The 22,129-nt window shown below is 70.5% G+C and carries 27 protein-coding genes; 10 read left to right on the forward strand and 17 right to left on the reverse strand.

Annotated features, from left to right (window positions below; all coding sequences use genetic code 11):
* Positions 1-7: 7 nt before the first annotated feature.
* The 5 genes from ABTW72_RS14550 to ABTW72_RS14570 form a co-directional block, all read right to left on the reverse strand.
* Entirely contained in the window at positions 8-1,681 is a 1,674-nt protein-coding gene (locus ABTW72_RS14550) for a glycoside hydrolase family 13 protein (RefSeq protein WP_350858935.1), read from the reverse strand.
* Positions 1,682-1,711: 30 nt separating this feature from the next.
* The gene (locus tag ABTW72_RS14555) at positions 1,712-2,758 is read right to left on the reverse strand and encodes a LacI family DNA-binding transcriptional regulator (protein WP_350858629.1); all 1,047 of its coding nucleotides are present in this window, start codon (positions 2,756-2,758) and stop codon (positions 1,712-1,714) included.
* A 69-nt stretch (positions 2,759-2,827) separates the two neighbouring features.
* Entirely contained in the window at positions 2,828-3,796 is a 969-nt protein-coding gene (locus ABTW72_RS14560) for a carbohydrate ABC transporter permease (protein WP_350858632.1), read from the reverse strand.
* Between the two features lies 1 nt (position 3,797).
* The gene (locus tag ABTW72_RS14565) at positions 3,798-4,844 is read right to left on the reverse strand and encodes a carbohydrate ABC transporter permease (RefSeq protein ID WP_350858635.1); all 1,047 of its coding nucleotides are present in this window, start codon (positions 4,842-4,844) and stop codon (positions 3,798-3,800) included.
* Between the two features lie 71 nt (positions 4,845-4,915).
* Complete coding sequence (locus tag ABTW72_RS14570) at positions 4,916-6,262, reverse strand: ABC transporter substrate-binding protein (protein ID WP_350858638.1); 1,347 nt, start codon at positions 6,260-6,262, stop codon at positions 4,916-4,918.
* Positions 6,263-6,512: 250 nt separating this feature from the next.
* Here ABTW72_RS14570 and ABTW72_RS14575 point away from each other — a divergent pair, with 250 nt between their 5' ends.
* Complete coding sequence (locus tag ABTW72_RS14575; RefSeq protein WP_350858641.1) at positions 6,513-7,286, forward strand: peptidoglycan DD-metalloendopeptidase family protein; 774 nt, start codon at positions 6,513-6,515, stop codon at positions 7,284-7,286.
* Positions 7,287-7,337: 51 nt separating this feature from the next.
* Here the strand turns inward: ABTW72_RS14575 and ABTW72_RS14580 are convergent, their stop codons facing one another.
* From ABTW72_RS14580 to ABTW72_RS14600, 5 genes are all read right to left on the reverse strand, one after another.
* Positions 7,338-7,832, reverse strand: coding sequence for a TspO/MBR family protein (locus ABTW72_RS14580; RefSeq protein WP_350858643.1), 495 nt, complete (start codon positions 7,830-7,832; stop codon positions 7,338-7,340).
* Between the two features lie 172 nt (positions 7,833-8,004).
* Positions 8,005-8,148 carry a GPGG-motif small membrane protein gene (locus ABTW72_RS14585; protein ID WP_007464364.1) on the reverse strand — a complete coding sequence of 48 codons (144 nt, stop codon included), beginning with the start codon at positions 8,146-8,148 and terminating at the stop codon, positions 8,005-8,007.
* Positions 8,139-8,915 carry a metallophosphoesterase family protein gene (locus ABTW72_RS14590; RefSeq protein ID WP_350858648.1) on the reverse strand — a complete coding sequence of 259 codons (777 nt, stop codon included), beginning with the start codon at positions 8,913-8,915 and terminating at the stop codon, positions 8,139-8,141. Before ABTW72_RS14590 ends, ABTW72_RS14585 begins: the two co-directional genes overlap by 10 nt.
* A 10-nt stretch (positions 8,916-8,925) precedes the next feature.
* Positions 8,926-9,135 (reverse strand): hypothetical protein, encoded by a 210-nt coding sequence (locus ABTW72_RS14595; protein ID WP_350858938.1) that lies wholly within the window; start codon positions 9,133-9,135, stop codon positions 8,926-8,928.
* A 62-nt stretch (positions 9,136-9,197) separates the two neighbouring features.
* A complete protein-coding gene (locus ABTW72_RS14600) occupies positions 9,198-9,782 on the reverse strand; it encodes a nucleotidyltransferase family protein (RefSeq protein WP_091405683.1) in 585 nt (194 codons plus the stop codon).
* Between the two features lie 182 nt (positions 9,783-9,964).
* On the opposite strand from ABTW72_RS14600, the gene ABTW72_RS14605 reads away from it, so the two are divergent.
* A complete protein-coding gene (locus ABTW72_RS14605; protein WP_502892205.1) occupies positions 9,965-10,633 on the forward strand; it encodes a dTMP kinase in 669 nt (222 codons plus the stop codon).
* On the opposite strand, the gene ABTW72_RS14610 is transcribed toward ABTW72_RS14605, so the two are convergent.
* Positions 10,618-11,310, reverse strand: a complete 693-nt coding sequence (locus ABTW72_RS14610) for an SDR family NAD(P)-dependent oxidoreductase (RefSeq protein ID WP_350858654.1) — start codon at positions 11,308-11,310, stop codon at positions 10,618-10,620. The two genes, ABTW72_RS14605 and ABTW72_RS14610, sit on opposite strands and share 16 nt — an antisense overlap.
* 157 nt (positions 11,311-11,467) lie before the next feature.
* On the opposite strand from ABTW72_RS14610, the gene ABTW72_RS14615 reads away from it, so the two are divergent.
* The 4 genes from ABTW72_RS14615 to ABTW72_RS14630 all read left to right on the forward strand — a co-directional run bounded on the left by ABTW72_RS14615 (position 11,468) and on the right by ABTW72_RS14630 (position 15,782).
* On the forward strand, positions 11,468-12,484 hold the full coding sequence (locus ABTW72_RS14615) for an NAD-dependent epimerase/dehydratase family protein (protein WP_350858657.1): 1,017 nt from the start codon (positions 11,468-11,470) through the stop codon (positions 12,482-12,484).
* Between the two features lie 76 nt (positions 12,485-12,560).
* On the forward strand, positions 12,561-13,475 hold the full coding sequence (locus tag ABTW72_RS14620) for a MurR/RpiR family transcriptional regulator (RefSeq protein WP_091405675.1): 915 nt from the start codon (positions 12,561-12,563) through the stop codon (positions 13,473-13,475).
* Positions 13,472-14,413, forward strand: coding sequence for an N-acetylmuramic acid 6-phosphate etherase (murQ, locus tag ABTW72_RS14625; RefSeq protein ID WP_350858661.1), 942 nt, complete (start codon positions 13,472-13,474; stop codon positions 14,411-14,413). Before ABTW72_RS14620 ends, murQ begins: the two co-directional genes overlap by 4 nt.
* A 379-nt stretch (positions 14,414-14,792) precedes the next feature.
* Positions 14,793-15,782 carry a sigma-70 family RNA polymerase sigma factor gene (locus ABTW72_RS14630; protein WP_091405669.1) on the forward strand — a complete coding sequence of 330 codons (990 nt, stop codon included), beginning with the start codon at positions 14,793-14,795 and terminating at the stop codon, positions 15,780-15,782.
* Between the two features lie 72 nt (positions 15,783-15,854).
* On the opposite strand, the gene ABTW72_RS14635 is transcribed toward ABTW72_RS14630, so the two are convergent.
* Positions 15,855-16,832, reverse strand: a complete 978-nt coding sequence (locus ABTW72_RS14635) for a C40 family peptidase (protein WP_350858664.1) — start codon at positions 16,830-16,832, stop codon at positions 15,855-15,857.
* Between the two features lie 501 nt (positions 16,833-17,333).
* Here ABTW72_RS14635 and ABTW72_RS14640 point away from each other — a divergent pair.
* Entirely contained in the window at positions 17,334-17,855 is a 522-nt protein-coding gene (locus tag ABTW72_RS14640; protein ID WP_350858667.1) for a DUF6232 family protein, read from the forward strand.
* Between the two features lie 51 nt (positions 17,856-17,906).
* On the opposite strand, the gene ABTW72_RS14645 is transcribed toward ABTW72_RS14640, so the two are convergent.
* A complete protein-coding gene (locus tag ABTW72_RS14645) occupies positions 17,907-18,236 on the reverse strand; it encodes a DUF3817 domain-containing protein (RefSeq protein WP_350858669.1) in 330 nt (109 codons plus the stop codon).
* 25 nt (positions 18,237-18,261) lie between these two features.
* Entirely contained in the window at positions 18,262-18,684 is a 423-nt protein-coding gene (locus ABTW72_RS14650) for a hypothetical protein (protein WP_350858672.1), read from the reverse strand.
* Positions 18,685-18,815: 131 nt separating this feature from the next.
* Between ABTW72_RS14650 and ABTW72_RS14655 the strand changes: the two genes are divergently transcribed.
* Genes ABTW72_RS14655 through ABTW72_RS14665 form a run of 3 tightly spaced genes read left to right on the forward strand, consistent with a single transcriptional unit; the run spans position 18,816 to position 20,088 of the window.
* Positions 18,816-19,154 (forward strand): DUF6158 family protein, encoded by a 339-nt coding sequence (locus ABTW72_RS14655; protein ID WP_502892206.1) that lies wholly within the window; start codon positions 18,816-18,818, stop codon positions 19,152-19,154.
* Positions 19,154-19,492 (forward strand): SRPBCC family protein, encoded by a 339-nt coding sequence (locus tag ABTW72_RS14660; protein ID WP_350858678.1) that lies wholly within the window; start codon positions 19,154-19,156, stop codon positions 19,490-19,492. The genes ABTW72_RS14655 and ABTW72_RS14660 overlap by 1 nt, the downstream gene beginning before the upstream one ends.
* 53 nt (positions 19,493-19,545) lie before the next feature.
* Positions 19,546-20,088: a DUF1360 domain-containing protein gene (locus ABTW72_RS14665; RefSeq protein WP_350858681.1), complete on the forward strand. Its 543-nt coding sequence runs from the start codon at positions 19,546-19,548 to the stop codon at positions 20,086-20,088.
* A 55-nt stretch (positions 20,089-20,143) separates the two neighbouring features.
* Here ABTW72_RS14665 and ABTW72_RS14670 read toward each other — a convergent pair whose 3' ends face one another.
* The 3 genes from ABTW72_RS14670 to ABTW72_RS14680 all read right to left on the reverse strand — a co-directional run bounded on the left by ABTW72_RS14670 (position 20,144) and on the right by ABTW72_RS14680 (position 21,999).
* On the reverse strand, positions 20,144-20,338 hold the full coding sequence (locus ABTW72_RS14670; RefSeq protein ID WP_091405645.1) for a hypothetical protein: 195 nt from the start codon (positions 20,336-20,338) through the stop codon (positions 20,144-20,146).
* Positions 20,339-20,387: 49 nt separating this feature from the next.
* Entirely contained in the window at positions 20,388-20,621 is a 234-nt protein-coding gene (locus tag ABTW72_RS14675; RefSeq protein WP_502892207.1) for a hypothetical protein, read from the reverse strand.
* Positions 20,622-20,904: 283 nt separating this feature from the next.
* Positions 20,905-21,999 (reverse strand): 3-deoxy-7-phosphoheptulonate synthase, encoded by a 1,095-nt coding sequence (locus tag ABTW72_RS14680; protein ID WP_091405633.1) that lies wholly within the window; start codon positions 21,997-21,999, stop codon positions 20,905-20,907.
* Positions 22,000-22,129 lie beyond the last annotated feature (130 nt).

Raw genomic sequence — 22,129 nt, forward strand, 5'->3', positions numbered from 1 at the left:
CGCGAGATCAGCCTCGCAGCCAGACGGTCACGTCGGCCGGGACCGCGCCGTCGTCGTCCAGGGGCGCGCTGGCGGCGAGCACCTCGGCGCCTGCCGGCAGCGGCACCGGGGCGGCACCGAAGTTGGTCAGCACGGTCAGCTCACCGTTGCGGAAGCTCAGCACCTCGTCGCCGGAGGACAACCACTCCAGGGTGCCGCGACCCAGCCCGTGGGTACGCCGCAACCGCAACGCCGCGCGGTACAGCTCGTACGTCGAACCGGGCACGTCGCGCTGGCGGTCCAGCGCGTACTCCGCCCAGAGCGCGGGCTGCGGCAACCAGCTCGCGTCGGTCGGCCCGAAGCCGTACGACGGGGCGTCGGCCTCCCACGGGATCGGCACCCGGCAGCCGTCCCGGCCGCGCTGGGTGTGCCCGCTGCGGACCCAGGTCGGGTCCTGCCGGGCCTCGTCGGGCAGGGTGGTGTGCTCGGGCAGCCCCAGCTCCTCACCCTGGTAGAGGTACGCCGAGCCGGGCAGCGCCAGCATCAGCAGGGTGGCCGCCCGGGCCCGGCGCAGACCGAGGGCGGCGTCCGGCTGCGGGTCGCCGATGCCGATGCCGTTGGGGCGTACGGTGCCGACCGGCAGGCCGAGCCGGGAGGCGTGCCGCACCACGTCGTGGTTGGACAGCACCCAGGTGGTCGGCGCGCCGACCGAGTCGGTCGCCTCCAACGAACGGGTGATCACCGCGTACTGGGCTGGTGCGCTCCACGCGGCGAGCAGGTACTCGAAGTTGAACGCCTGGTGCATCTCGTCCGGGCGGACGTAGCGGGCCAGCCGCTCGGCCGGTTCCACCCAGGCCTCGGCGACCAGCACCCGCTCGCCGGGGTAGCTGTCCAGGACCTGCCGCCACTGCCGGTAGATCTCGTGCACGCCGTCCTGGTCCCACATCGGCGGGCGGGGCTTGTCGACCTCGTTGCCGGAGAGGATCTCCTGCGGCTCCTGCCAGTCGGCCAGGTCGGCCTGCTTGATGAGGCCGTGCGCCACGTCGACCCGGAAGCCGTCCACGCCGCGGTCCAGCCAGAAGCGCAGCACGTCCAGGAACTCCGCGTGCACCTCCGGGTTGTCCCAGTTGAGGTCGGGCTGCCCGGTGTCGAACAGGTGCAGGTACCACTGGCCGGGCTGCCCGTCGGCGTCGACCGTCCGGGTCCAGGCCGGACCACCGAAGACGCTCTGCCAGTCGTTCGGCGGCTGGTCGCCGGCCGGACCGCGGCCGTCCCGGAAGATGTACCGCGACCGTTCCGCGCTGCCGGGCGCGGCCGGCAGCGCGGCCTGGAACCAGCGATGCGCCGAGGAGGTGTGGTTCGGGACCAGGTCGACGATCACCCGCAGGTTGCGGGACCGGGCCTCCGCGATCAGCTTGTCCGCGTCCGCGAGGGTGCCGAACAGCGGGTCGATGTCGCGGTAGTCGGCCACGTCGTAGCCGGCGTCGGCCTGCGGCGAGGGGTAGAAGGGGGAGAGCCACACCGCGTCCACGCCCAGCTCGACCAGGTGATCGAGGCGGGCGGTGATGCCGGGCAGGTCACCGATCCCGTCCCCGTCCGAGTCGGCGAACGAGCGGGGGTAGATCTGGTAGATGGCGGCCTCGGTCCACCAGCCGGTGGCCGGGTGACCGGAGGGGGTCTGCTGCGTCGGGTCGGTGTTCAGGGTCGTCTCCCGTGTTGCGGTGTTTGGATTTCAGTGTGCCCGGGGCGGTGCGGTCGAGTCCCGGACCACCAACCGGGTGGGCAGGACCACCGGAGTGTCGCAACCGGCGCCCCGCTGAGTGACGATGGGGCCCGGCGGTCGGGCCCCGAGCGGGTCGAGCAGCATCTGGGCGGCCAGCCGGCCCTGCTCGGCGGCGGGCTGGGCGACGGTGCTGAGCCCGAGCACACCGGCCAGGTCGTGGTCGTCGATGCCGACCACGCTGACGTCCTGCGGCACCCGCAGTCCGACGTCGCGCAGGGCGGTCATCGCGCCCATCGCCATCTCGTCGCAGGCGGCGACGATCGCGGTCGGTGGCTCGCCGCGGGCCAGCAGCTCGGCGGTGGCCCGGTTGCCGCCGTCGATGGTGAAGGTGGACTCGATGTCCAGTGTGGGGTCGGGCCGCAGGCCGGCGGAACGCAGTGCCGCCTGGTAACCCCGGCGCCGGTCGAGGTGGGTGGTGAAGGCCAGCTCGTCGTCGGGGTCGCCGGAGATGTGGGCGATCCGGTGATGGCCGAGGTCGATGAGGTGCTTGGTGGCGACCCGCGCGGCCGCCACGTCGTCGATCCGTACGCACGGCCAGTTGGGCACCCTGCTGCCCGAGCTGATGGTGACGCCGGGCAGTTCCAGCGTGGCCAGCGCGGTCAGGTCGGCCGGGCGCAGGGGCGTGGCGACCAGCATCATGGCGTCCACCCGCTTGTGCAGGTTGGCCGTACGCAGGACCCGCTGGCGGACCTGCTCCCGGCCGCCCAGGTTGTAGAGCAGCAGGTCGTAGCCGGCCTGGTGGAGGTACTCCTCGACCGCCTCGACGACGGTGCTGAAGAACCAGCGGGTGATCCGGGGGACCACCACCGCGACCGTGCCGGTCCGGCCGCCGGCGAGCCGGGACGCGCTCGGTGAGACCTCGTAGTCCAGTTGCTCGGCGGCGGCGAGTACCCGGCGTCGGGTGGCGGCCGAGACCGTCGGTAGTCCGCGCAGCGCCCGCGAGACGGTGGCCGTGGACACTCCGGCCAGCCGGGCAACATCATCGATCCTCGTCACGGTTTCCCCCGCTCGGTGCCCGGAGCGCCCGCCGCCGCCCGAGGGGCCAGGCGGCGGCGGACGCGCGGGTCAGCCCTTGACGCTGCCGGCGAGCAGACCTCGCACGAAGAAACGCTGCAGGGACAGGAACACGATGAGCGGTATGACGATGCTGACGAACGCACCGGCGGTGAGGCGCTGCCACTCGTTGCCCCGGGTGCCGGCCATCTCGGCGAGCCGGACGGTCAGCGGGGCGGTCTCGTCGCCGCCGCCCGCGAAGATCAGCGCCACCAGCAGGTCGTTCCAGACCCAGAGGAACTGGAAGATGCCGAACGCCGCCAGCGCCGGGGTGATCAGCGGCAGCACGATGGTGCGGAAGATCTTCGGGTGGGTGGCCCCGTCGACCCGGGCCGCCTCCATCAGGTCCCCCGGCAGCTGCGAGATGAAGTTGTGCAGCAGGAAGACGGCGAACGGAAGCGCGAAGCAGGTGTGGGCGAACCACACCTGGGCGAACTTCTGCTCGTCGACCAGGTCCCAGGCCGGCATCAGGGTGACGCCGCCGAGGGTGACCCCGGTGGAGAAGAACCTCAGCAGCGGCACCAGGGCCATCTGCAACGGCACGATCTGCAACGCGAAGATCGCGATGTAGACCCAGTCCCGGCCGCGGAAGTTGATCCACGCCAGCGCGTACGCGGCGAGGCACGCGAAGGCGAGCGGGAAGAGCACCGACGGGATGGTGATCGCCAGCGAGTTGATGAAGGAACCGGCGAGCTGCCCGGAGGACGCCGAACGCCCGAACAGGACCTGCTCGTAGTTCTCGAAGGTGAACTGCGGGTTGGTGAACGAGGTCCACCAGCCGGTGGTCTTGATCTCGTCCTCCGGTCGGAGGGAGGAGACGAGCAGGCCGAAGGTCGGGATGGTCCAGACCACCGCGATGACGATCGAGACGAGCGTCGCGGTGCGGCTGTTCAACCGCTTGCGGACCCGGCCGGCCGTGGTGGTCGGGGTGCCGTCGGTCTTCTGGGTGCCGACGGCGACGGTGGGCGTTGCGGTGGTCATCTCAGCCCTCCCGCTGTTGACGGAGGTTACGGATCTGGTAGATCACGACCGGGATGACCAGGATGAAGAGGAAGACCGCGAGCGCGGAACCCCGCCCGTTCTCGCTGTACCGGAACGCCTGGTTGTACATCTCGTTGGCGATCACGCTGGTGTCGTAGTTGCCGTTCGTCGAGGTCCGGACGATGTCGAAGACCTTGAGCGTGGCGATCGTGAGGGTCACCATCACGACGATCAGCGCCGGTCGGATGCTCGGCATGGTGATCTGCCAGAACATCTGCCAGGGGCTGACACCGTCGAGCCGGGCGGCCTCGACGATGTCGCCGGGGATCGCCTTGATCGCGGCGGAGAGCACCACCATGGCGAAGCCGGCCTGGATCCAGACCATGATGACGATCAGCAGAAGCGTGTTCAGTGGCGACTCGAGCAGCCACTGCTTGGGCTCACCGCCCAGGCTGACCACGATCTGGTTGAGCAGACCGATCTGGTCGCCCTCACCTCGGTAGGCGTAGACGAACTTCCAGATGATGCTGGCGCCGACGAAGGAGATGGCCATCGGCAGGAAGATCAGTGACTTGGCCACGGACTCGAACCGGGCCTTGTCCACCAGCACGGCGTAGATCAGGCCGAAGCCGGTCGCCACCAGTGGGACCAGGAGTACCCAGATCAGGGTGTTGATCAGGACCCGGACGATCGCGTCGTCGGAGAACATCCAGCCGAAGTTGTCCAAGCCGACCCACTCCGTGCTGGTCCTGTCCATCAGGGAGAGCAGCACGGTGCGGATGGCCGGCACGACCAGACCGATGGTGAGCAGCAACAGCGTCGGCAGCAGGAAGAAGAGCGCGAAGATCCCCTCCCGCTGCTTGGGTCGACGGGGAAGTGGAGCACCACCCACCGAGGCGGCGACGAGCTGCGCCTCCCGCCGCCGGGCGAACCAGGCCGGCACCACGTCGAGCAGCAGTAGGAGACCACCCACCACCAGCACGAAGGCGACCAGCCCGTACATCAGCATGAGGAGCTTCGGCTGCTCATCGGCGAAGTCGAACTCCATCAACCCTCCCTTCCGGGTCCACCTCGGCCGGTGGCCCGGTCCGCGTCAGCGGACCGGGCCACCGCCGGGGATCACTTAGGCCAGCTGCTCTCGATGCCCTGGAGCACCGGGGCGGTCGCCTTGCCGTTCAGCCACTCGACCATGCCCTTCCAGAACGTTCCCGCGCCGACGGCGGCCGGCATCAGGTCGGATCCGTCGAAGCGGAAGGTGCCCGTCTTGTCCTGGAGGATCTGGACGGAGAGCTTGTCGATCGGGCTGGCGACGTTGGCGATGTCCAGCTTGTTGTTCGCCGTGACCCAGTTGCCGAGCTTCGCGCGGCTGTTCACGTACTCCGCCGAGACGAGGTAGGTCTGCACGGCCTGGACCTCGGGACGGTCGGCGTAGCCGACGACGAACTCGCCTGCGCCCAGCACCGGCTTGCCCTTGGACGGGTCGATGGCCGGGAAGTAGAAGGCGAACGCGTCGCCGTCCTCGGCCACCTTGGTGCCCTCGGGGAACTGGTTGGCGTAGAACGACGCCTGTCGGTGCATCGCGCACTTGCCGGTGGTCACCGGCAGGCCCGCCTCCTGGAAGGCAGTGGTGGTGATGCTCTTGACGCCGCCGAAGCCGCCGTTGACGTACTTGTCGTTCTTGAGGATGCTGCCGGCGCGGTCGACCGCGTCGACGATCTTCGGGTCGTTGAACGGGATGGTGTGGGTGGTCCACTGGTCGTAGACCTCGGGACCCTGCGTACGCAGGACCACGTCCTCGATCCAGTCGGTGGCCGGCCAGCCGGTGGCGTCACCGGACTCGACGCCCGCGCACCACGGCTTGATGCCGCTGGCGGCGATCTTGTCGCTCAGGGCGATGAGCTGGTCCCAGGTGGTCGGGACCTCCCAGCCCTTCTCCTTGAACGTCTTCGGCGAGTACCAGACGAAGGACTTCACGTTGGCGCCGAGCGGCACGCCGTAGAGCGTTCCGTTCACGGTGCCGTACTTCAGCCAGTCGGCCGGCATGTTCTGCTCGGCGAGGGCCTTGGTGTCGGCGCCGAGGGACTTCAGCTTGCCGGCGTCCGCGAATCGCTTCACCAGGCCCGGCTGGGGCACGAAGGCGATGTCGGGGGCGTTGCCGCCGTCGACCCGGACGGGGAGCTGCGCCTCGAACTCGCCGCTGCCCTCGTAGTCGATCTCGATGCCGGTGCACTCGGTGAACTGCGACCAGGACCGCTCCAGCAGGTCGGCCTCGGCGTCACGGATGGACGCGTAGATGGAGACCTTCTTGCCGTCGTGGCCCTCGTACTTGTCGTATGCGGCGCACTCCGCGGAGCCCGCTTTGCTGCTCTTCTTGTCGTCGCCGGTACCGCAGGCGGTGGCGCTGAGCGCCAGCCCGATTACACCGGCGATCACGAAGGCCTGGCGTGGTCTGGTAAAGACCGCCATGCCGTCCTCCTTCCTAGCCGGCGCGGTCGTGCTGGTGACCTGTCGCCGGTCCGATTGGGCGTGCACACATGTAAGCGCTTGCATCCGGCCCGGTCCACCCCCAGTCAGACACGAGCGAGTAACAATCCGGAAACCTGCGCTCTGCCTGGTGGGCGCGCTCCCGGGACAAGCTGGGGACTCTTTCGAAGATTGACGATATCTGTCAGGCTAGGCACCTCACATCGAAGGTTTTCGACATAGGAGGAGCTGTATGCGAAAGCGGTGGATCAGCCTGCTGGTGACGGGTCTCTTCGTCGGGGGAGCGCTGGTGCCGGCGACCCCGGCCCTGGCCGCGCCGACCTTCAAGGTGCCGTTCCCGTGCGGCCAGTCCTGGTCCGGGCAGACCCGGTCGGATCACAGCCCGGCGTACGCCGTCGACTTCAACCGCACCGACGACCTCGGCGACCCGGTGGTCGCCAGCGCCCCGGGCACTGTCGACCGGGTGACCGACCTCGGTGGCACCAGCTACGGCAAATACGTGCGAATCAACCACGGCGGCGGTTACAGCACCTACTACGCGCATCTCAACGGCTTCAACGTCTCGGTCGGGCAGACGGTCGGGTACGGCAAGGTGCTGGGCTGGGTCGGCAGCACCGGCGGATCGACCGGCCCCCACCTGCACTACGAGCAGCGCCTCAACGGGGCCGACATCCAGGTCCGCTTCAACGGCACTCTCGCGCTGTACTGGGGCACCAAGAGCTACACCAGTAACAACGGGTGCTCCTCGGGCAGTGGCAACGGCACTGTCGACACCAGCGGCACGCCGCTGACCGTCCGCTCCGGCCCCGGCACCGGGTACGCCTCGGTGGGCACCGTCGCCGACGGCACCCGGGTGACCATCGCCTGCCAGACCAGCGGCACCACGGTCACCGGCACGTACGGCACCAGCTCGATCTGGGACCGGATCGGCTCCGGCCGCTACATCGCGGACGCGTACGTGTACACCGGCTCCGACGGATACATCCCCGGCGTGCCCCGCTGCTGACCCGGTGACGGCCACGGTCCCCGGCGGACGCCGCCGCCGGGGACCGTGCCGTCAGTTGTTCAGCTGCCAGATCGACAGGTTCAACGCGGCGGCGAAGGTGACCCAGGCCCAGTACGGCAGCAGCAGCGCCGTCGCCACCCGGGACACCCGGGCGAACAGCACCACGGTCAGGCCGATCGCCAGCCACATCAGCACGATCTCGGCGAACGCCAGCCCGTACCGCCCCGCGCCGAAGAACAGCGGGGTCCAGATCGCGTTGAGCACCAGTTGGGCGGTCCACGCCCAGAGGGCGGGGGAGAAGCCGACCCGGCGCCAGACCAGCCAGCCGGCCACCGCGATCAGCGCGTAGAGCAGCGACCAGACCGGGCCGAACAGCCACGAGGGCGGGGCCCACCCGGGCTGCCGGAGGTTCGCGTACTCCGCGGTGGTGCCCTGCACGCCCAGCCCGCCGATCGCGGCGGCGACGAAGACCGCGGCCGCGAAACCGGCGAGGGCCCACCACGCTCGCCGTCCGGAGGTCGCCGGCGCGTCCCGAGATATCTCCATCGTCGAGATATTTCCTCTCGAGGTCGGCTCAAACCGACGAGCGGGAGGGTGCTTCACGGAGCCGGCCAGCCACGAAAAAGCGCCGGGATCGCCACGGCCGATGCTTCTGTCGGGAGGACGAAGCTTCGGTCGCGGCGACCCCGGCGGGTCCCGGTGTTAGGGCGTACGAGCGCTAATTGAAGATGCTGACACCACCCGGGCCGACCAACAGCCCGACGACGATGAGGACGATGCCCCACAGGATCTGCCGGCGGAACAGCGCGAGGATGCCGGCGACCACGAGTACGACTGCGAGAATCCAGAGAATCAGCTCCATGACCTCTGACTACCCGACTGGCCGATCGGGGAAACCTGGTCGGTGTCGAGTTGATCGCCAACGTGAAAGACGCTGTACGCCTGCTTGATCACCGGGTGCGCGACGTTGCGGACACGTACCCCGCCGGGGGTCGTGCCGCGCTCGGTGCCGGCGTGCGCGTGCCCGTGCACTGCCAGCGCCGTGGGCGCCGAGTCGATCGCCTGCCCCAACTGGTACGACCCCAGGAACGGGTAGATCTCCAACGGCTCCCCGACCAGCGTGTCCGGCACCGGTGCGTAGTGCGTGAGCGCCACCAGCATGTCGCAGTCCAGCGAGCGCAGCGCCGTGCCGAGGCGTTCGGCGCTCTCGGTGGTCGTTCGCACGAACGCCTTCATCTCCGGCTCGCCGAAGTCACTGGCGCACCGCCCGGCGAACCCGCCGCCGAAGCCCTTGACGCCGGCGATGCCGAGCCGGCCACCCGCGCAGTCCAGCACGACGCCGTTGCCCTCCAGCACGGTGATGCCCGCGTCCTCCAGCACCTTGACCACCTGTGGCACCTGGTCACACTGGTGGTCGTGGTTGCCCAGCACGGTCACCACCGGTACGGCCAACCCACCGAACTCCTCTGCCACGCAGCGCGCCTCGGCCTCGGTGCCGTGCCGGGTCAGGTCCCCGGCCAGCAGCAGCACATCGGCGCACTCCGGCAGCTCCTCCAACGCCGGTCGGAACCGGCCGACCACGTCCTCGTCCAGATGCACGTCGCCCACAGCGGCAATCCGGATCACCATGGAACCTCCCTCAGGGCAGTTGCTCGATCTCCGTGGGCGCCTGCGTGCGGATCACCCCGATGTCGCTGGTGACCGGCACGTCCGGGAAGCGCTCGGACACCCGGCGCAGGATCTCCTCCCGCCGGTGCGGGCTCTCCACCTCGCCGTGTAGCACGAGGACGCTGTCCCGCCGGACCACGGTGATCCCCTGTTCGGCGACGGCCGGATTCTCGGCGAGCATCCGCTGGATCTCCGCTTCGACGTACTCGTCCGGTGGCCCGGCGCCGATGTCGCGATCGTGGGTCACGATGTCCCCTCTCCTGGCTGGGTGCCGGCGGCCGGCACCACCTCCAGCCGGTCCAGCAGCACCAGGAACGCCTCGGCGTACGGCGAGTGCTGCGTCTCCTTGCGTACCCGTTCCCAGTCGATCTGCTCCCGCAGCGAGCGGGCCAGCGGCAGACCGCGGGCGAAGTCGCAGTAGTGCTGGGAGAAGCTGAGCAGTTTGTGCACCATCAGCTGGGTCGCGGACAGCACCGGCATGTGAATCGCGTCCACCGGTCGGATGACCGTGTCGGCGAACGTCTCCTCGGTCACCGGCGTCTCGATCGGCCGGTGGATCAGGTCCACCATCCGGCCGTCGTCGAAGACCTTCACCAGCCAGTCCTCCGGTGGGCGCTCGGCGACGAAGCCGGCGGCCACCAGGGCCTCCAGTGCCTCTTCCACGTCGGCCTCCCGGATCAGGAAGTCGACGTCGTGATCACTGGAGTGACCCCCGTGGGCGTAGACCGCGAAGCTGCCGCCCAGGGCGAACGGAATCTCGGACTGCTTGAGCACGGCGGCGACCTTCTTGAGGGTGTGCACAAGACTCTCGTCTCCGCGCTCAGCCATCTGGTTCCTCCGTCGTGGTGTTGGTGGACCGGCGGTTGGATTTCAAACTCCGGTACCCGGCATTCCGGTCGTCCACACCTGCTGGTGTCTCGGTCGGGCGTCAACAGGGATGAAGCACCACAAACCTCGCGGAGCAGGTGCGTGGGTCGGATAACCTGTGGAGAGTGGCCAGATCATCGGGGATGCGACGACGCAAGGCCCGATTGCGCACCGTCGCCCTGATCGGGATCGACGGTTCGGGCAAGACCACGCAGGCACACCGGCTGGCCGACGCGCTGACCGCCGCCGGACGCCCCGCCACCTACCGCCGCAACGCCAGTGGCCGCCGCTGGCTCGGCCGCCTCGCCCAACGCCTCGGCCGGCCGGACGCGCAACGGCTCGTCGGTCGCGACGGCGTGCTCGCCGTGGAATCGGTGCTGCGCTGGCTGGCCATCGCCATCGCCCTGCTCAGCTGTCTGCTCACCGGCCGGACGGCGGTGATGGACCGCTACTCGGCCTGCCAGTACGCGAGCATCCGGGCGCACGGCGGGCAGCGCTGGGAGCGGCTCGCCCGGGCCGGCTACCGGCTGTTCCCCACGCCGCAGGTGACCTTCCTGCTCGCCGTCGACCCGGCGGAGGCGTACCGGCGCATCGAGGAACGCGGCACCGACCACGAGACGATGGGGTGGCTGACCGCCGCCGACACCGCCTACCGGGCACTGCCCGAGTACCCCAGCTTCGTGCTGGTGGACGCGGGCCGCCCGGCCGAGGAGGTGACCGAGCAGATTCAGGCGCACCTGGAGACCTGGCTACCGCCGTCCGCCTCGGGCGGAGAGGACGCCGGCCCGGTGGTGGCTCAGGCCCGCCCGTAGACCGGCACCGTGGCGCCACTGGTCGGGGCGGAATCGGCCGACGCGAGGAACCGGATCACCGGCGCGATCTCGGCCGGGGTCACCCAGCGGGAATGGTCGGCGTCGGGCTGGGCCGCCCGGTTCGCCGGGGTGTCGATGACGCTGGGCAGCACCGTGTTGCAGCGCACGTTCTGCGACCGGTACTCCACCGCGACAGCGTTGGCGAAGGCCAGCACCGCCGCCTTGGCCGTCGAGTAGCCGGCCGCGCCGCGGAACGGGGTGACCGCCGCGCGGGCCGAGACGCAGACCACCGCGCCGCCGCCAGACGCCACCAGGTGCGGAAGCGCGGCCTGGGTGACCAGGTAGGTCGGCCGCAGGTTGACGGTGAGCATCCGCTCGAACTCCTCGACCGGGGTCTCGTGCACCAACCCGCCGCTGGCGTACCCCCCGACGAGGTTGACCACCGCGCGCAACGGCGCCGCCGGTTCGCCGGCCGCGGCCTCGACCGCCTGCGCCGCGCCCGCCGGCTCGCCCAGGTCCGCGACCACCCGGACCAGTCCGGCCGCCGCCGGCTCCGACCCGGGCCGAGCTTTCCGCTCCGGTACGACCACCCGCCAGCCCGCCTCGACGAACGCGGTGACGACCGCCCCGCCGAGCCCGCCGGAACCCCCGGTCACCAACACGCTGCGCTCTCCCATGCGCCCCACGGTAGTGCCCCGCCCCCTTCGAGCCCCTCCGTCGATCATGAAGTTGTCGCCGTGACACACCGATCTGAGTGGCAACAACGTCATGATCGCGGTCTGCCGTGGGCAGATTGGTTGGGATGTGCGGACCTTGGGGGCGCAGGATCGGCGGATGCGGATCCTCATTCTCGGTGGCACCCGGTTCCTCGGTCGGGCGGCGGCACGGCTCGCCGTCGAACAGGGGCACGAGGTGACCTGTGCGGCCCGGGGCGTGTCCGGAGCGGTGCCGGCCGGGGCGCGGTTCGTGGCGACCGACCGCGATGATCCCGAGTCGCTGGTCCCCCTCGCCGCCGCGGGCTTCGACGCCGTGGTCGACGTGACCCGCCAGATCAGCCACGCCCGGCACGCGCTGGCCGCGCTCGCCGACCACGTCGGCCACTGGTCGTTCGTGTCGACGATCTCGGTGTACGCGGACCACACCACCCCGGGCCAGACCGCCGCGGACGCGCCGATCCTGGCGCCGGCCCCGCCGGACGTGGACGGTCCGGTCGGCCCGGACCACCGCTGGTACGGCGAGTGCAAGGTGAGCATCGAGGAGCTGGTCCGGGAGCGGATGGGCGTGGACCGTTCGTTCATCTGCCGAGCGGGGCTGATCGTCGGCGCGGAGGATCCGAGCGATCGTTTCCCGTACTGGGTGCGGCGGCTGTCGGCCGGTGGCGAGGTGCTGGCCCCCGGGCACCCGACCGATCGGGTGCAGTTCGTGGACGTCGCCGATCTGGCCGGTTGGCTGTTGCACGCCGCCGGCACCCGCCTCGGCGGCACGTACGACGGCAGCGGTCCGGCGATGTCCCGGGCCGAGATGTTGGCCGGGGTGGCCGCCGGGCTGGGCATCGCCGATCCGGCCTTCACCTGGGTCGACCAGGAGTTCCTGCTGTCCAACGACGTACGCGAGTGGTCGGGGGAGCGGGCGCTGCCGCTCTGGGTGCGGCTGCCCGAGACCGCTGGCCTGATGGACCGGGACGTCCGGCCGGCCCTGGACGCCGGTCTGACGGTCCGTCCGCTGGCCGATACCGTTCGGGCGACCGCGTCCTGGATGGCCGCGCACCCGGCGGCCGTCCGGCAGGGTGGACTCGACCCGGCGGATGAGGCGGCGATCCTGGGAAAGTGGCAGGCTGTGCGGGACCGGTGATCCCGGCGATCGAAGTTTCCCCCCACCTCGGACAGTCATAGTTGACGCTCACGCCTGCTGAAAGTAAGTTTCATCCGTGGCGAAGAGTGCGAAGATTTCTGCGAGTCACGAGCCCGGTGGGCTGATCGTCCACATCAGCGGGCTGTTGCCATCGCTGTCGCCCGCCGAGCAGCGGGTCGCCCGGTTGGTGGTCTCCGACCCGGCGGCCGCCGCCCGTCGGACAATCACCGACCTCGCCACCGCAGCCGAGACATCCGAGGCGACCGTCATCCGGTTCTGCCGTTCGGTCGGCATGGACGGTTATCCCCAACTGCGCATCCGCCTCGCCGCCGAGGCCGCCCGCCGGATCGAGCCACCGGACGCCCGAGTGGTCGGCGGTGACATCCCGCCCGGCGCCGACCTCGCCCAGATCATCGCCACCATCGCGTTCAACGACGCCCGCGCGGTCGAGGAGACCGCCGAGCAACTCGACCCCGCCGTCTGCGAGCAGGTGGTCGAGGCGATCAGCGGTGCCGGTCGGATCGACATCTACGGCGCCGGCGCCAGCGGGTTCGTCGCCTCGGACTTCCAGCAGAAGCTGCACCGCATCGGCCGGATCGCCTTCTACTTCCCGGACGTGCACACCGCGCTGACCTCTGCCGCACTCCTGGGCCGGGGAGACGTGGCGATCGGCATCTCGCACACCGGCACCACCTCCGACGTGATCGAGGTGCTGGAGCAGGCCCGTACCCGCGGTGCCGCGACAGTGGCGCTGACCAACTTCCCGCGCTCGCCGATCACCGACGTGGCGGACTTCGTGTTGACCACGGCGGCCCGGGAGACCACCTACCGCTCCGGCGCGACGGCCAGCCGGCTGGCCCAGCTCACCGTGGTCGACTGCCTCTTCGTCGGGGTGGCCGCCCGCAACCGGGCCCGGGCCCGCAAGGCCCTGGAGGCGACCGCCGAGGCGGTCCAGTCGCACCGGGTGGGTGCCAACCGGAGGCGGGCATGACGGCCGGTGCGGAGATGCCCGCACGGCCTGCTCGCCCCACGGTCCGGGTGGGTGCCCCCACCGAACGGCGTAACCCGCTCAGCGTCGACCTCGACCTGATGTCGACCCGGGACGTGCTCACCGTGATCAACGAGGCGGACCGGCGGGTTCCCGCGGCGGTCGCCGCGGTGCTCGACGAGATCGCCACCACCGTCGACCTGGCGGTCGCGGCGCTACGCGGCGGTCACCGGGTGCACTACTTCGGTGCCGGCACCTCCGGCCGACTGGGCGTGCTCGACGCGGCCGAACTGGCCCCCACCTTCAACTCGCCCCGACACTGGTTCTGCGCGCACCTCGCGGGGGGCCCGGACGCCATGTGGCGGGCCGTCGAGGACGCCGAGGACGACGAGCGGGGCGGCGCGGTCGAAGCGGCCAGTTGTGTACGGGCCGGGGACCTGGTGGTGGGTCTGGCGGCCAGCGGACGCACCCCGTACGTCCTCGGGGCGCTTGCCTCGGCCCACGCCAAGGGCGCCTCGACGGTGCTGCTCTGCGCCAATCCGGAGGCGGAGGCCGCCCGGTCGGTCGACGTGTTCATCGGGGTGGACACCGGACCCGAGGTGGTCACCGGGTCGACCCGGATGAAGGCGGGCACAGCGCAGAAGTTGGTGCTCAACACGTTCTCGACCGCCGTCATGGTGCGCCTGGGGCGGGTCTACTCGAACCTCATGATCGATATGGTGGCCACCAACGCGAAACTCCGCGGACGAATGATCTCGATTCTGGTCGAGGCCACCGGTTGCTCGGAGGAGCTCTCCCGGCAGGCCCTCACCGAGGCCGACGGGGATCTGAAGACGGCGCTCGTCGCCCTCGTCTCGGGCGCCGAGATCGACGCCGCCCGGGCCGCGCTGGCGCGCTCGGCCGACCAGGTGCGTGGCGCCCTCGCCCTTCTCGCCTCCTAGCGCCACCCGGCGACCGGGAAGCGAACCGGCCCTCGGATTGTTCATCTGGCCGGGGGGTAATAACACCCCCGTGAATGAACCGACCGGTCCACGGGTGCGTATCTCGCAGTGACCAGGATCGCATCGCGGTGGTGACCCGGGTCGCTGTGCCCCCACGGCGGGCGGTGTTGCCATGGTGCGGTAACCCGTACGTGGTGCCCAGTGGCGAGCCACCCGATGGGGTGCTGACAGCAAACATGGACCGTGCTCTCAGCTACTACTCAGGCATTCGTGACACTTTCGACTCACGACGAGGAATCCCCGACACGTCTCATCTGTTGTGTAGGTGTCAGCACCGATCGGCACAGCAGAAGTTACCAGGGGCTGACAGGTGTGGGGAATGGCAAGGAACCGGGCAACCGGCGCGAGCGAGGGGACCGTGGGCAACGTGGACAAGAACATCGGCATGCGAACCGACGAGGTTGCCGAGGAGCGCGACCTGGTCGGCGTCTACCTGCACGAGATCTCCCGGACGCCACTGCTGGACGCCGCCAAGGAGGTCGATCTCTCCAAGGCGATCGAGGCCGGCCTCTACGCCGAGCACCTGCTCGGTGAGGAAGCCGTTCCCGCCGGTGTCGACCGGGCCGACCTGGAGTGGCTGGTCGTCGAGGGGGAGCGGGCGAAGGACCTCTTCATCCGCGCCAACCTCCGACTGGTCGTGTCGATCGCCCGACGGTACGTGCGCTCGGGGATGCCCATGCTGGACCTGATCCAGGAGGGCAACACCGGCCTCGTCCGGGCGGTCGAGAAGTTCGACTACGAGCGCGGCTACAAGTTCTCCACCTACGCCACCTGGTGGATCCGGCAGGCGATCAGCCGGGCGATCGCCCAGCAGGAGCGCACCGTCCGTCTACCGGTGCACCTGGTGGAGGACGTCAACCGGATGCGCAACGTGGCCCGGCAGCTGACCCGCGAGTTGGGCAGCGACCCGGAGCCGGAGCAGATCGCCAACGCCCTCGGCGTCACCGTCGAGCGGGTGAACGAGCTGCGCCGCTGGTCGCAGGACACCGTTTCGCTGGACACCCCGGTCGGCGACGACGGCGACACGAACCTCGGTGACCTGGTCGCCGACAGTGACGCGCCGTCGCCGGAGGACATCGTCCTCAGCGGCCTGGAGCGGCAGCGCATCGAGGGGCTGCTCAACCACCTCGACGACCGGTCCGCCGGCATCATGCGGGCCCGCTACGGGCTGGAGGACGGCCGGGAGCACTCGCTCACCGAGGTCGCGTCCCGGTTCTCGCTGTCCCGCGAGCGGATCCGGCAGCTGGAGATCCAGGCCCTCGGCCGGCTCCGCGAGCTGGCTCGGGCGGAGGGGCTGCAAGCAGCCTGACCTGGTAGCAATGACGGCGAACGGCCGGCGTCCGATAGGGGGACGCCGGCCGTTCGCCGTTTCCGGTTGTGGTTAGCGGACCCGGCCGTAACCCTGGATGGACATCATGTTCATGCCACGCTTGAGCACGTTGCGACCGGCGCTGGGCGCGTCGATCACCTGACCGTCGCCCACGTACAGGGCGACGTGCCCGAGCCCGCTGTAGAAGACCAGGTCGCCGGGGCGTAGTTCGCCCCGCCCGATGTGGGCGACCGCGCTCCACTGCATCCGGGTGTTGTGCGGCAGGGACTTCCCGGCCGCCCGCCAGGCCGCCGAGGTCAGGCCGGAACAGTCGTAGCCGTTCGGCCCGTCGGCCGCCCAGACGTACGGCTTGCCGATCGCGCCGAACGCGTAACGCACCGCGGTGCCGGCAGCACCGGACACGGCGGGCACGTTCTTGGCCTCTGTCGTCGCCGCCTTGGGCTCGGGTCGCTCGGTGGCGGCCCCGTACGCCTGCCGGCGCAGCTCGTACAGCTTGGCCAGGTCCTGCTCGATCTGCTTCTTACCCGCGGCGAGCTGACGGGCCTGTGCGGCCTGCCGGGTCAACGTCGCGCCCAGGCGGGCCTTCTCGTCGAGCAGTCGCTGCTGGTCGGCCGTGAAGCCGGAGATGCGCTCCTGCCGTTGGCGGGTCAGCTGCTCGATCGTGCCGAGCCGGTCAAGCAACGCGGCCGAGCCACCCGGGCGCAGCAGGGCGTCCGCGGTGCGCAGGCCGCCACTCTTGTACGCGGTGGAGGCCAGCTCCGCGACGTCGGCCCGGCTCTGCTCGACCTGCTGTTCGAGCGGGCCGATGCGGGTCTGTAATCGGGCCACGGCGGCCTCGTTTGTCTTGATCTCCTCACGCAGTTTGTTGTACGACTCGACGACCCGCTCCAACTCGGCCGAGGACGTCTCGATCCGGCGGGTCAGGTCGGCGGGGGACGGCTCGGCCTGGGCCGCCGCCGTCGGGGCGATCAGCGCGGCCGACATGCCGACCAGCGCCACGGTGCGCAGCAGATTTCTCAGGGATGACAAGAGCGGAAGGCCCCTCTCCCACGGCCGCCGGGGCTGCTGACGCCCTCGACGACACCGGCCGGGGCCATCCGGGCGGACGGCACTGGGCCGGACCGGCTCGCCCAACCTAACCCGGGACGGATGTCGCTCGCAGTTGAAGCAGGGGCGAAAGTTGGCAGAGTTGCGGGTCGGGCCGCTGGGCTGGGTGGCGTCATCGTGGCTGATGACGCCTCCGAACGAGGGAACATCGCCCTTTTAGCGAGCTACTGACGGATATGCGACTTTCGTCGTTCCGGGCGTATGCCGCCGGATTCCTGGCTGCCATAACCGATAAAAACCGAAATGGATGCTGTTTCTCGGCGATGTCACCCGGCCGTGGCGAGCTGTCGGGACCCGGTAAATGCCCAGGTGGACTGGCGGTGCCGCAACACAATGAAGTCCGGAGCCGGGAATCCCGTCGACAGCCAGCGATGACTGTCGTCAGCGGGCCCACTCGGCCAACCGTCCCCTTCGGGAGGAACCGTGAATCGTGAAGGCGCAAAGACGCGACCGCCGCGAACGGTGCCGGGCGCCCGGTCGACCCTGCTGTACGCGCGGCCCGGCATCATCGTGACCGTCGACCGGTTCACCGTCGGTCGGAACAGTTACCGGGTCGCCGACCTGACCCATCTGCGTACCACCCGGGGTCCGCACGACCGGATCGCCGTCCGGGCCGTGGTCATCACCGCCAGCATGCTCGGGGGTGTGGGGGTGCTCCTCGGCTTCACCGGCGGTCTGCAACGTCTCACCGCCGAGGCGTACCTGATCCTCGGCGCGGTGTTCCTGCTCCCGGCCGCTCTCGCCCTGGTCGGCGATCGCTGGCGCCCACCGCCGCACGAGCTGTGGGGGTGGTACCAAGGCTCGGAGGTGCTGCTCTTCAGCGCCGACGACGAGCGGCAGTTCGGCCAGGTCACCCGGGCGTTGCTGCGGGCCCGGGAGGTCAACCGCTACGGCAGTTGGGTCGACCCGCTCGCGGACGCGGACCCGTGGCGGCCCAACCGCTGACCCGGCGGCGGTGCGCCGGAGCCGCGTCGGCCCACCTGCCGTCCAGCAAGCTCAGCGGGCGACCGGCTCCGGAGCCCGTTCCTGCTGCGGTGCGGCAACCCAGGCGCTGGCCCGGCGCTCCGCGTAGAACGAGACGAACGGCACCGTGCCGGCCAGCATCACCAGCAGCATCCGCTTCAGCGGCCAGTCGGCTCGGCGGCTCAGGTCGAACGCCGCCACCAGGTAGATCATGTAGAGGAAGCCGTGCGCCGGCCCGATGGTCTCGACGACGACCGGGTTGTCGAACGCGTACTTCAGTGGCATGCCGATCACGACCAGCAGGATCAGCACCACGCCCACGATCCAGGCGATCACGCGGTACCGGGTAAGGGCAGCGCCCACCTTCGTCCGTCCTTCCGAGCCCGGCTCAGCCGGGATAGTCACCGGGCCGGGCGCCCGGATTGGCGTTCAACCATGACAGGTAGTGGTTGTAGGCGGCCAGGTCGGTGTCCTCGACGACATCGCCGGTGGCCGGCACCCGGGACACCCGCACCGGTCGGCGTACCGCCGGTCGGGACCCGGTGGCGACCGCCGGTGCCGGCTCGACGGCCGGATCCGCCGGCGGCGCGTCGGCGTCGGCCGCCCTGCGGCGGGCCAGCTTCACCTCACGCCACCAGACGTAGACCACGAAGCCGGCGAAGATCGGCCACTCGACCGCGTACCCCCAGCTCAGGCTGTTGCCGGCGGTGGCCCGGCTGATCTGCCACCAGCCCAGCCCGAGGAAGCTCACGACCAGCACGACCATGGCCACGTGGCGTGCGATCCACGCCGGGGTCCAGAGCCGCCTCATGACATTGAGGGTACCGGGGGCGCTACCGATCTCCGACACCGTGTCGTAGTCGTCGCCTCGCCGGCTTGGTTTGGCATCACCACGCCTGGGCAATCGTCTAGACGCCAGCCCAAACGAGATCAAGGGGGGCGATCATGACCGGATCGGTACGTGAGGACGGCTTCGCGTCCGGCGGCAGTGCGGATATGAGCCCGGAGCAGCGGGTGCCCGAGTGGGGCGGCGATCAGCTCGCCGACCCGGCCGGCGCTCCCGACCTCGACGGCGACCTCGGCATCGACCCGACGGAGCTGACCGACGAGGACCTGATCCGCGAGATGCACAGTCTGCACCGCACCCGCCTGGACACCCTGCGGCACGCGGCGGACTCCGCACTCGCGAACCACCTGCGGCGCACGGCGGAGCTGGAGACCGAGTACCTGGCCCGACACCCGGGCCGTGAGGTCGATCCCAGCCGCCTGCGGGACGCCTGATGCCGGCGCGCGCCGTGCGCGGCATGTCCGCGCCACCCGAGGTGGTCTTCAACACGGCCACCGACCCCGACCGTGCCTCGGCCTGGCTGCCGGAGCCGCTCCGTGGCGACGGCAGTCCCGCCGCGGAGATCAGCGGCGAGGAGCTGCGCGCCCGCTGGGGCGACGGCGACACCGACGACTGGTCCGCCGAGATCCGGGTGGAGCCGGCCGATTCCGGTGGCGCCCGGATCCAGCTCGACCTGGCCGACGGGTCCGGCGGACCCGGTCCGGACCAGCTGGCCGACGAAGCGCTCGCCAACCTGGTACGCGAGGTCGCCGACAACCTCCAGGCCGGCTGAGCCGGCCGCGCGGGACGCCGTTCCCACACCACCACGACACGTGAGGAGATCGGGTGAGCGACACTGGCCTGCGACAGAAGGCGGCCCGGCTGCGCCGGGCGTACGCGCCGCACGAGCACCGGCCGCTCGGCGGCTACCTGGTGGCGATGGGCGCCTACGCCGGGGTGACCGGAGCTATCGCCGGCCTGGTCAAGGCGACCGGCCGACCGGTGCCGGAGCGTCCCGCGCCGTCCGACGTGGTGCTGCTCTCCATCGCCACGCACAAGCTGAGTCGGTTGCTGTCCAAGGACGCGGTGACCAGCCCGTTGCGGGCGCCGTTCACCCGCTACGACCGTCCGATCGGCAGCGGCGAGGTGATGGAGCAGGTCCGCGACTCGGGCAGCCCCACCCGGCACGCCATCGGCGAGCTGCTGAGCTGCCCGTTCTGCCTGGCGGTCTGGGTCGCCACCGGGTTGACCGGTGGCCTGGTGCTCGCGCCCCGGCTCACCCGCCTGGTGGCCACCGCGCTGACGGCGGTCGCCGCGTCCGACTTCCTCCAGATGGCGTACGCGGCGGCGCAGCAGGCCGCCGAGGGTGGGCACCAGGACGAGGACTGACGAGCAGTACGCGAAAGGGGGGCCGGCAGATACCGGCCCCCCTTTCGCGTACGCCTCAACGTTGCATGCCGGACCAACCGTGCGGCGACTCCGGCTCCCGTTCGTCCTCGTCCGCCCCGGTGATGATGTCCCGATCCACCGCCGTGCGGTCGTGCTCGTTGGCGAAGTCCGGCTCGGGCGTGGTGTCCCTACCCTTCGGGGGCTGACCCAGCGCCGGCACCTTCTCGTCGTGGTCCTCGTGGTGCGTCATGTCGGTGTCCCTCCTGCGGTCATTCACGCGATGGTGCCGCCCAGGTCGCTCAGCCGATGGAACCGCCCAGCAGGTCGCTGGCCTCGTCCACCGCGTACTCGCCCTCGGGAAGCGCGTCGATGCGGGCGAGCAGGTCCGGTGGAAGCTCGGCGGCCACCGCCCGGCGATAGATCTCCGCCTGGGTGACCCGCTCCTGCGCCCGGAAGATGTCGTCGAGCAGGTCGTCGAGGGTCTGGGTGTCCGGCTCGTCGGCCACGGATGCGTCGTCGGTCACGTCGATCAGCTACCCGGGGCGGAATCGGTCAAACGTCACCCCGGTGGCCGCCTGCCCTGCCGGTCGACGGCCCTGCGAACCCCCTGTGCACAGCGCCGCCCCCGGCCTTGTGGGCCGGGGGCGGCGCTGGTGTCGGTGTGCAGGTCGCCTCTCGGCGAGTGGCACTACGCGGCTCCAGCCGGACGGTATTCCGCGAAGGCTATTTAGGTGAGGCCCGGGGACACTGGACACACCGACACCCCAGTCAACGAGCCGACCCCCGCTCGTGTTCCGGGAGGCGTGGTGTCGGCGGTCACACCGTCGTCGGCAGGGTGGCCCGACGGGCCCGCACGGCCGAGGCGAGGTGGTCGAGCACCTCGGCGGTGTCGTCCCAGCCCAGGCAGGCGTCGGTGACCGACCGGCCGTACTCCAGCTCCCGGGTCGGGTCGAGCTCCTGCCGGCCGGGCAGCAGGAACGACTCCAGCATCACGCCGGTGATCCCACGCTGGCCGGCGGCCAGTTGGGCGGCCACGTCCGCGGCGACCAACGGCTGGTTACGGTGGTCCTTGCCGCTGTTGGCGTGACTGGCGTCGATCACCAGTCGCTCCGGCAGGTCGGCGGCGCGGAGCAGGTCGAGTGCCCCGGCGACCGACTCGGCGTCGTAGTTGGGCCGGCCGCCCCCACCGCGCAACACCAGGTGCCCGTCGGTGTTGCCCCGGGTGTGCATGATCGCCGGAGTGCCGGAGAAGTCGATGCCGGGGAAGACGTGCGGCACACCAGCGGCGCGGATCGCGTCCACGGCCGTGCCGATGCTGCCGTCCGGGCGGTTCTTCATGCCGATCGGCATGGACAGGCCGGAGGCGAGCTGGCGGTGCACCTGGCTCTCCACGGTGCGGGCACCGATCGCGCCCCAGGCCACCGTGTCCGCGATGTACTGCGGGGTGATCGGGTCGAGGAACTCGCAACCCACCGGCAGACCGAGGCGGAGCACGTCGAGCAGCAACGCCCGGGCCAGCCGCAGACCGGTGTTGACGTCCCCGCTGCCGTCCAGGCCGGGGTCGTTGATCAGGCCCTTCCAACCGACTGTGGAGCGCGGCTTCTCGAAGTAGACCCGCATGACGATCAGCAGGTCGTCGGCGAGCCGGTCGGCTGCCGTCCGAAGACGCTGCGCGTAGTCCAGGGCGGCGGCCGGGTCATGCACCGAGCAGGGACCGACCACCACCAGCAGGCGGTCGTCCTCGCGGTCCAGCACGCGACCGACCGCGCGGCGGCCGGTCAACACGGCCGACGCGAGCGGGGCGTCCAGGGGCAACTCGTGGTGCAGCAGGGCGGGCGTGGTCAGCGGCACGACACGGTCGATCCGCTGATCGCTGACCCGATCGGTCTCCGGGGTCGTCACGGTGGGCATCCTTCCGCCGACCGTGCCCGGGGCCGGTGCCCGGGACGAGCCGGCTGCTCGTACGCAAAAGGGCAGGAACGACAGCTCCTGCCCAGCCGGCTCGGTCCGTGGTGACGTCAGTTCATGGTGAAGTCACCGG

It is taken from the genome of Micromonospora sp. NPDC127501 (genome assembly GCF_040302185.1).
Lineage (GTDB): Bacteria > Actinomycetota > Actinomycetes > Mycobacteriales > Micromonosporaceae > Micromonospora.

Excerpts from the sequence above, each read along its gene's own strand:
- ABTW72_RS14560 (WP_350858632.1), bottom strand. The coding sequence starts at position 3,796 with ATGACCACCGCAACGCCCACCGTCGCCGTCGGCACCCAGAAGACCGAC.
- ABTW72_RS14565 (WP_350858635.1), bottom strand. The coding sequence starts at position 4,844 with ATGGAGTTCGACTTCGCCGATGAGCAGCCGAAGCTCCTCATGCTGATG.
- ABTW72_RS14570 (WP_350858638.1), bottom strand. The coding sequence starts at position 6,262 with ATGGCGGTCTTTACCAGACCACGCCAGGCCTTCGTGATCGCCGGTGTA.
- ABTW72_RS14575 (WP_350858641.1), top strand. The coding sequence starts at position 6,513 with ATGCGAAAGCGGTGGATCAGCCTGCTGGTGACGGGTCTCTTCGTCGGG.
- ABTW72_RS14580 (WP_350858643.1), bottom strand. The coding sequence starts at position 7,832 with ATGGAGATATCTCGGGACGCGCCGGCGACCTCCGGACGGCGAGCGTGG.
- ABTW72_RS14585 (WP_007464364.1), bottom strand. The coding sequence starts at position 8,148 with ATGGAGCTGATTCTCTGGATTCTCGCAGTCGTACTCGTGGTCGCCGGC.
- ABTW72_RS14590 (WP_350858648.1), bottom strand. The coding sequence starts at position 8,915 with ATGGTGATCCGGATTGCCGCTGTGGGCGACGTGCATCTGGACGAGGAC.
- ABTW72_RS14595 (WP_350858938.1), bottom strand. The coding sequence starts at position 9,135 with ATGCTCGCCGAGAATCCGGCCGTCGCCGAACAGGGGATCACCGTGGTC.
- ABTW72_RS14600 (WP_091405683.1), bottom strand. The coding sequence starts at position 9,782 with ATGGCTGAGCGCGGAGACGAGAGTCTTGTGCACACCCTCAAGAAGGTC.
- ABTW72_RS14605 (WP_502892205.1), top strand. The coding sequence starts at position 9,965 with ATGCGACGACGCAAGGCCCGATTGCGCACCGTCGCCCTGATCGGGATC.
- ABTW72_RS14610 (WP_350858654.1), bottom strand. The coding sequence starts at position 11,310 with ATGGGAGAGCGCAGCGTGTTGGTGACCGGGGGTTCCGGCGGGCTCGGC.
- ABTW72_RS14615 (WP_350858657.1), top strand. The coding sequence starts at position 11,468 with ATGCGGATCCTCATTCTCGGTGGCACCCGGTTCCTCGGTCGGGCGGCG.
- murQ (WP_350858661.1), top strand. The coding sequence starts at position 13,472 with ATGACGGCCGGTGCGGAGATGCCCGCACGGCCTGCTCGCCCCACGGTC.
- ABTW72_RS14630 (WP_091405669.1), top strand. The coding sequence starts at position 14,793 with ATGGCAAGGAACCGGGCAACCGGCGCGAGCGAGGGGACCGTGGGCAAC.
- ABTW72_RS14650 (WP_350858672.1), bottom strand. The coding sequence starts at position 18,684 with ATGAGGCGGCTCTGGACCCCGGCGTGGATCGCACGCCACGTGGCCATG.
- ABTW72_RS14660 (WP_350858678.1), top strand. The coding sequence starts at position 19,154 with ATGCCGGCGCGCGCCGTGCGCGGCATGTCCGCGCCACCCGAGGTGGTC.
- ABTW72_RS14670 (WP_091405645.1), bottom strand. The coding sequence starts at position 20,338 with ATGACGCACCACGAGGACCACGACGAGAAGGTGCCGGCGCTGGGTCAG.
- ABTW72_RS14680 (WP_091405633.1), bottom strand. The coding sequence starts at position 21,999 with ATGCCCACCGTGACGACCCCGGAGACCGATCGGGTCAGCGATCAGCGG.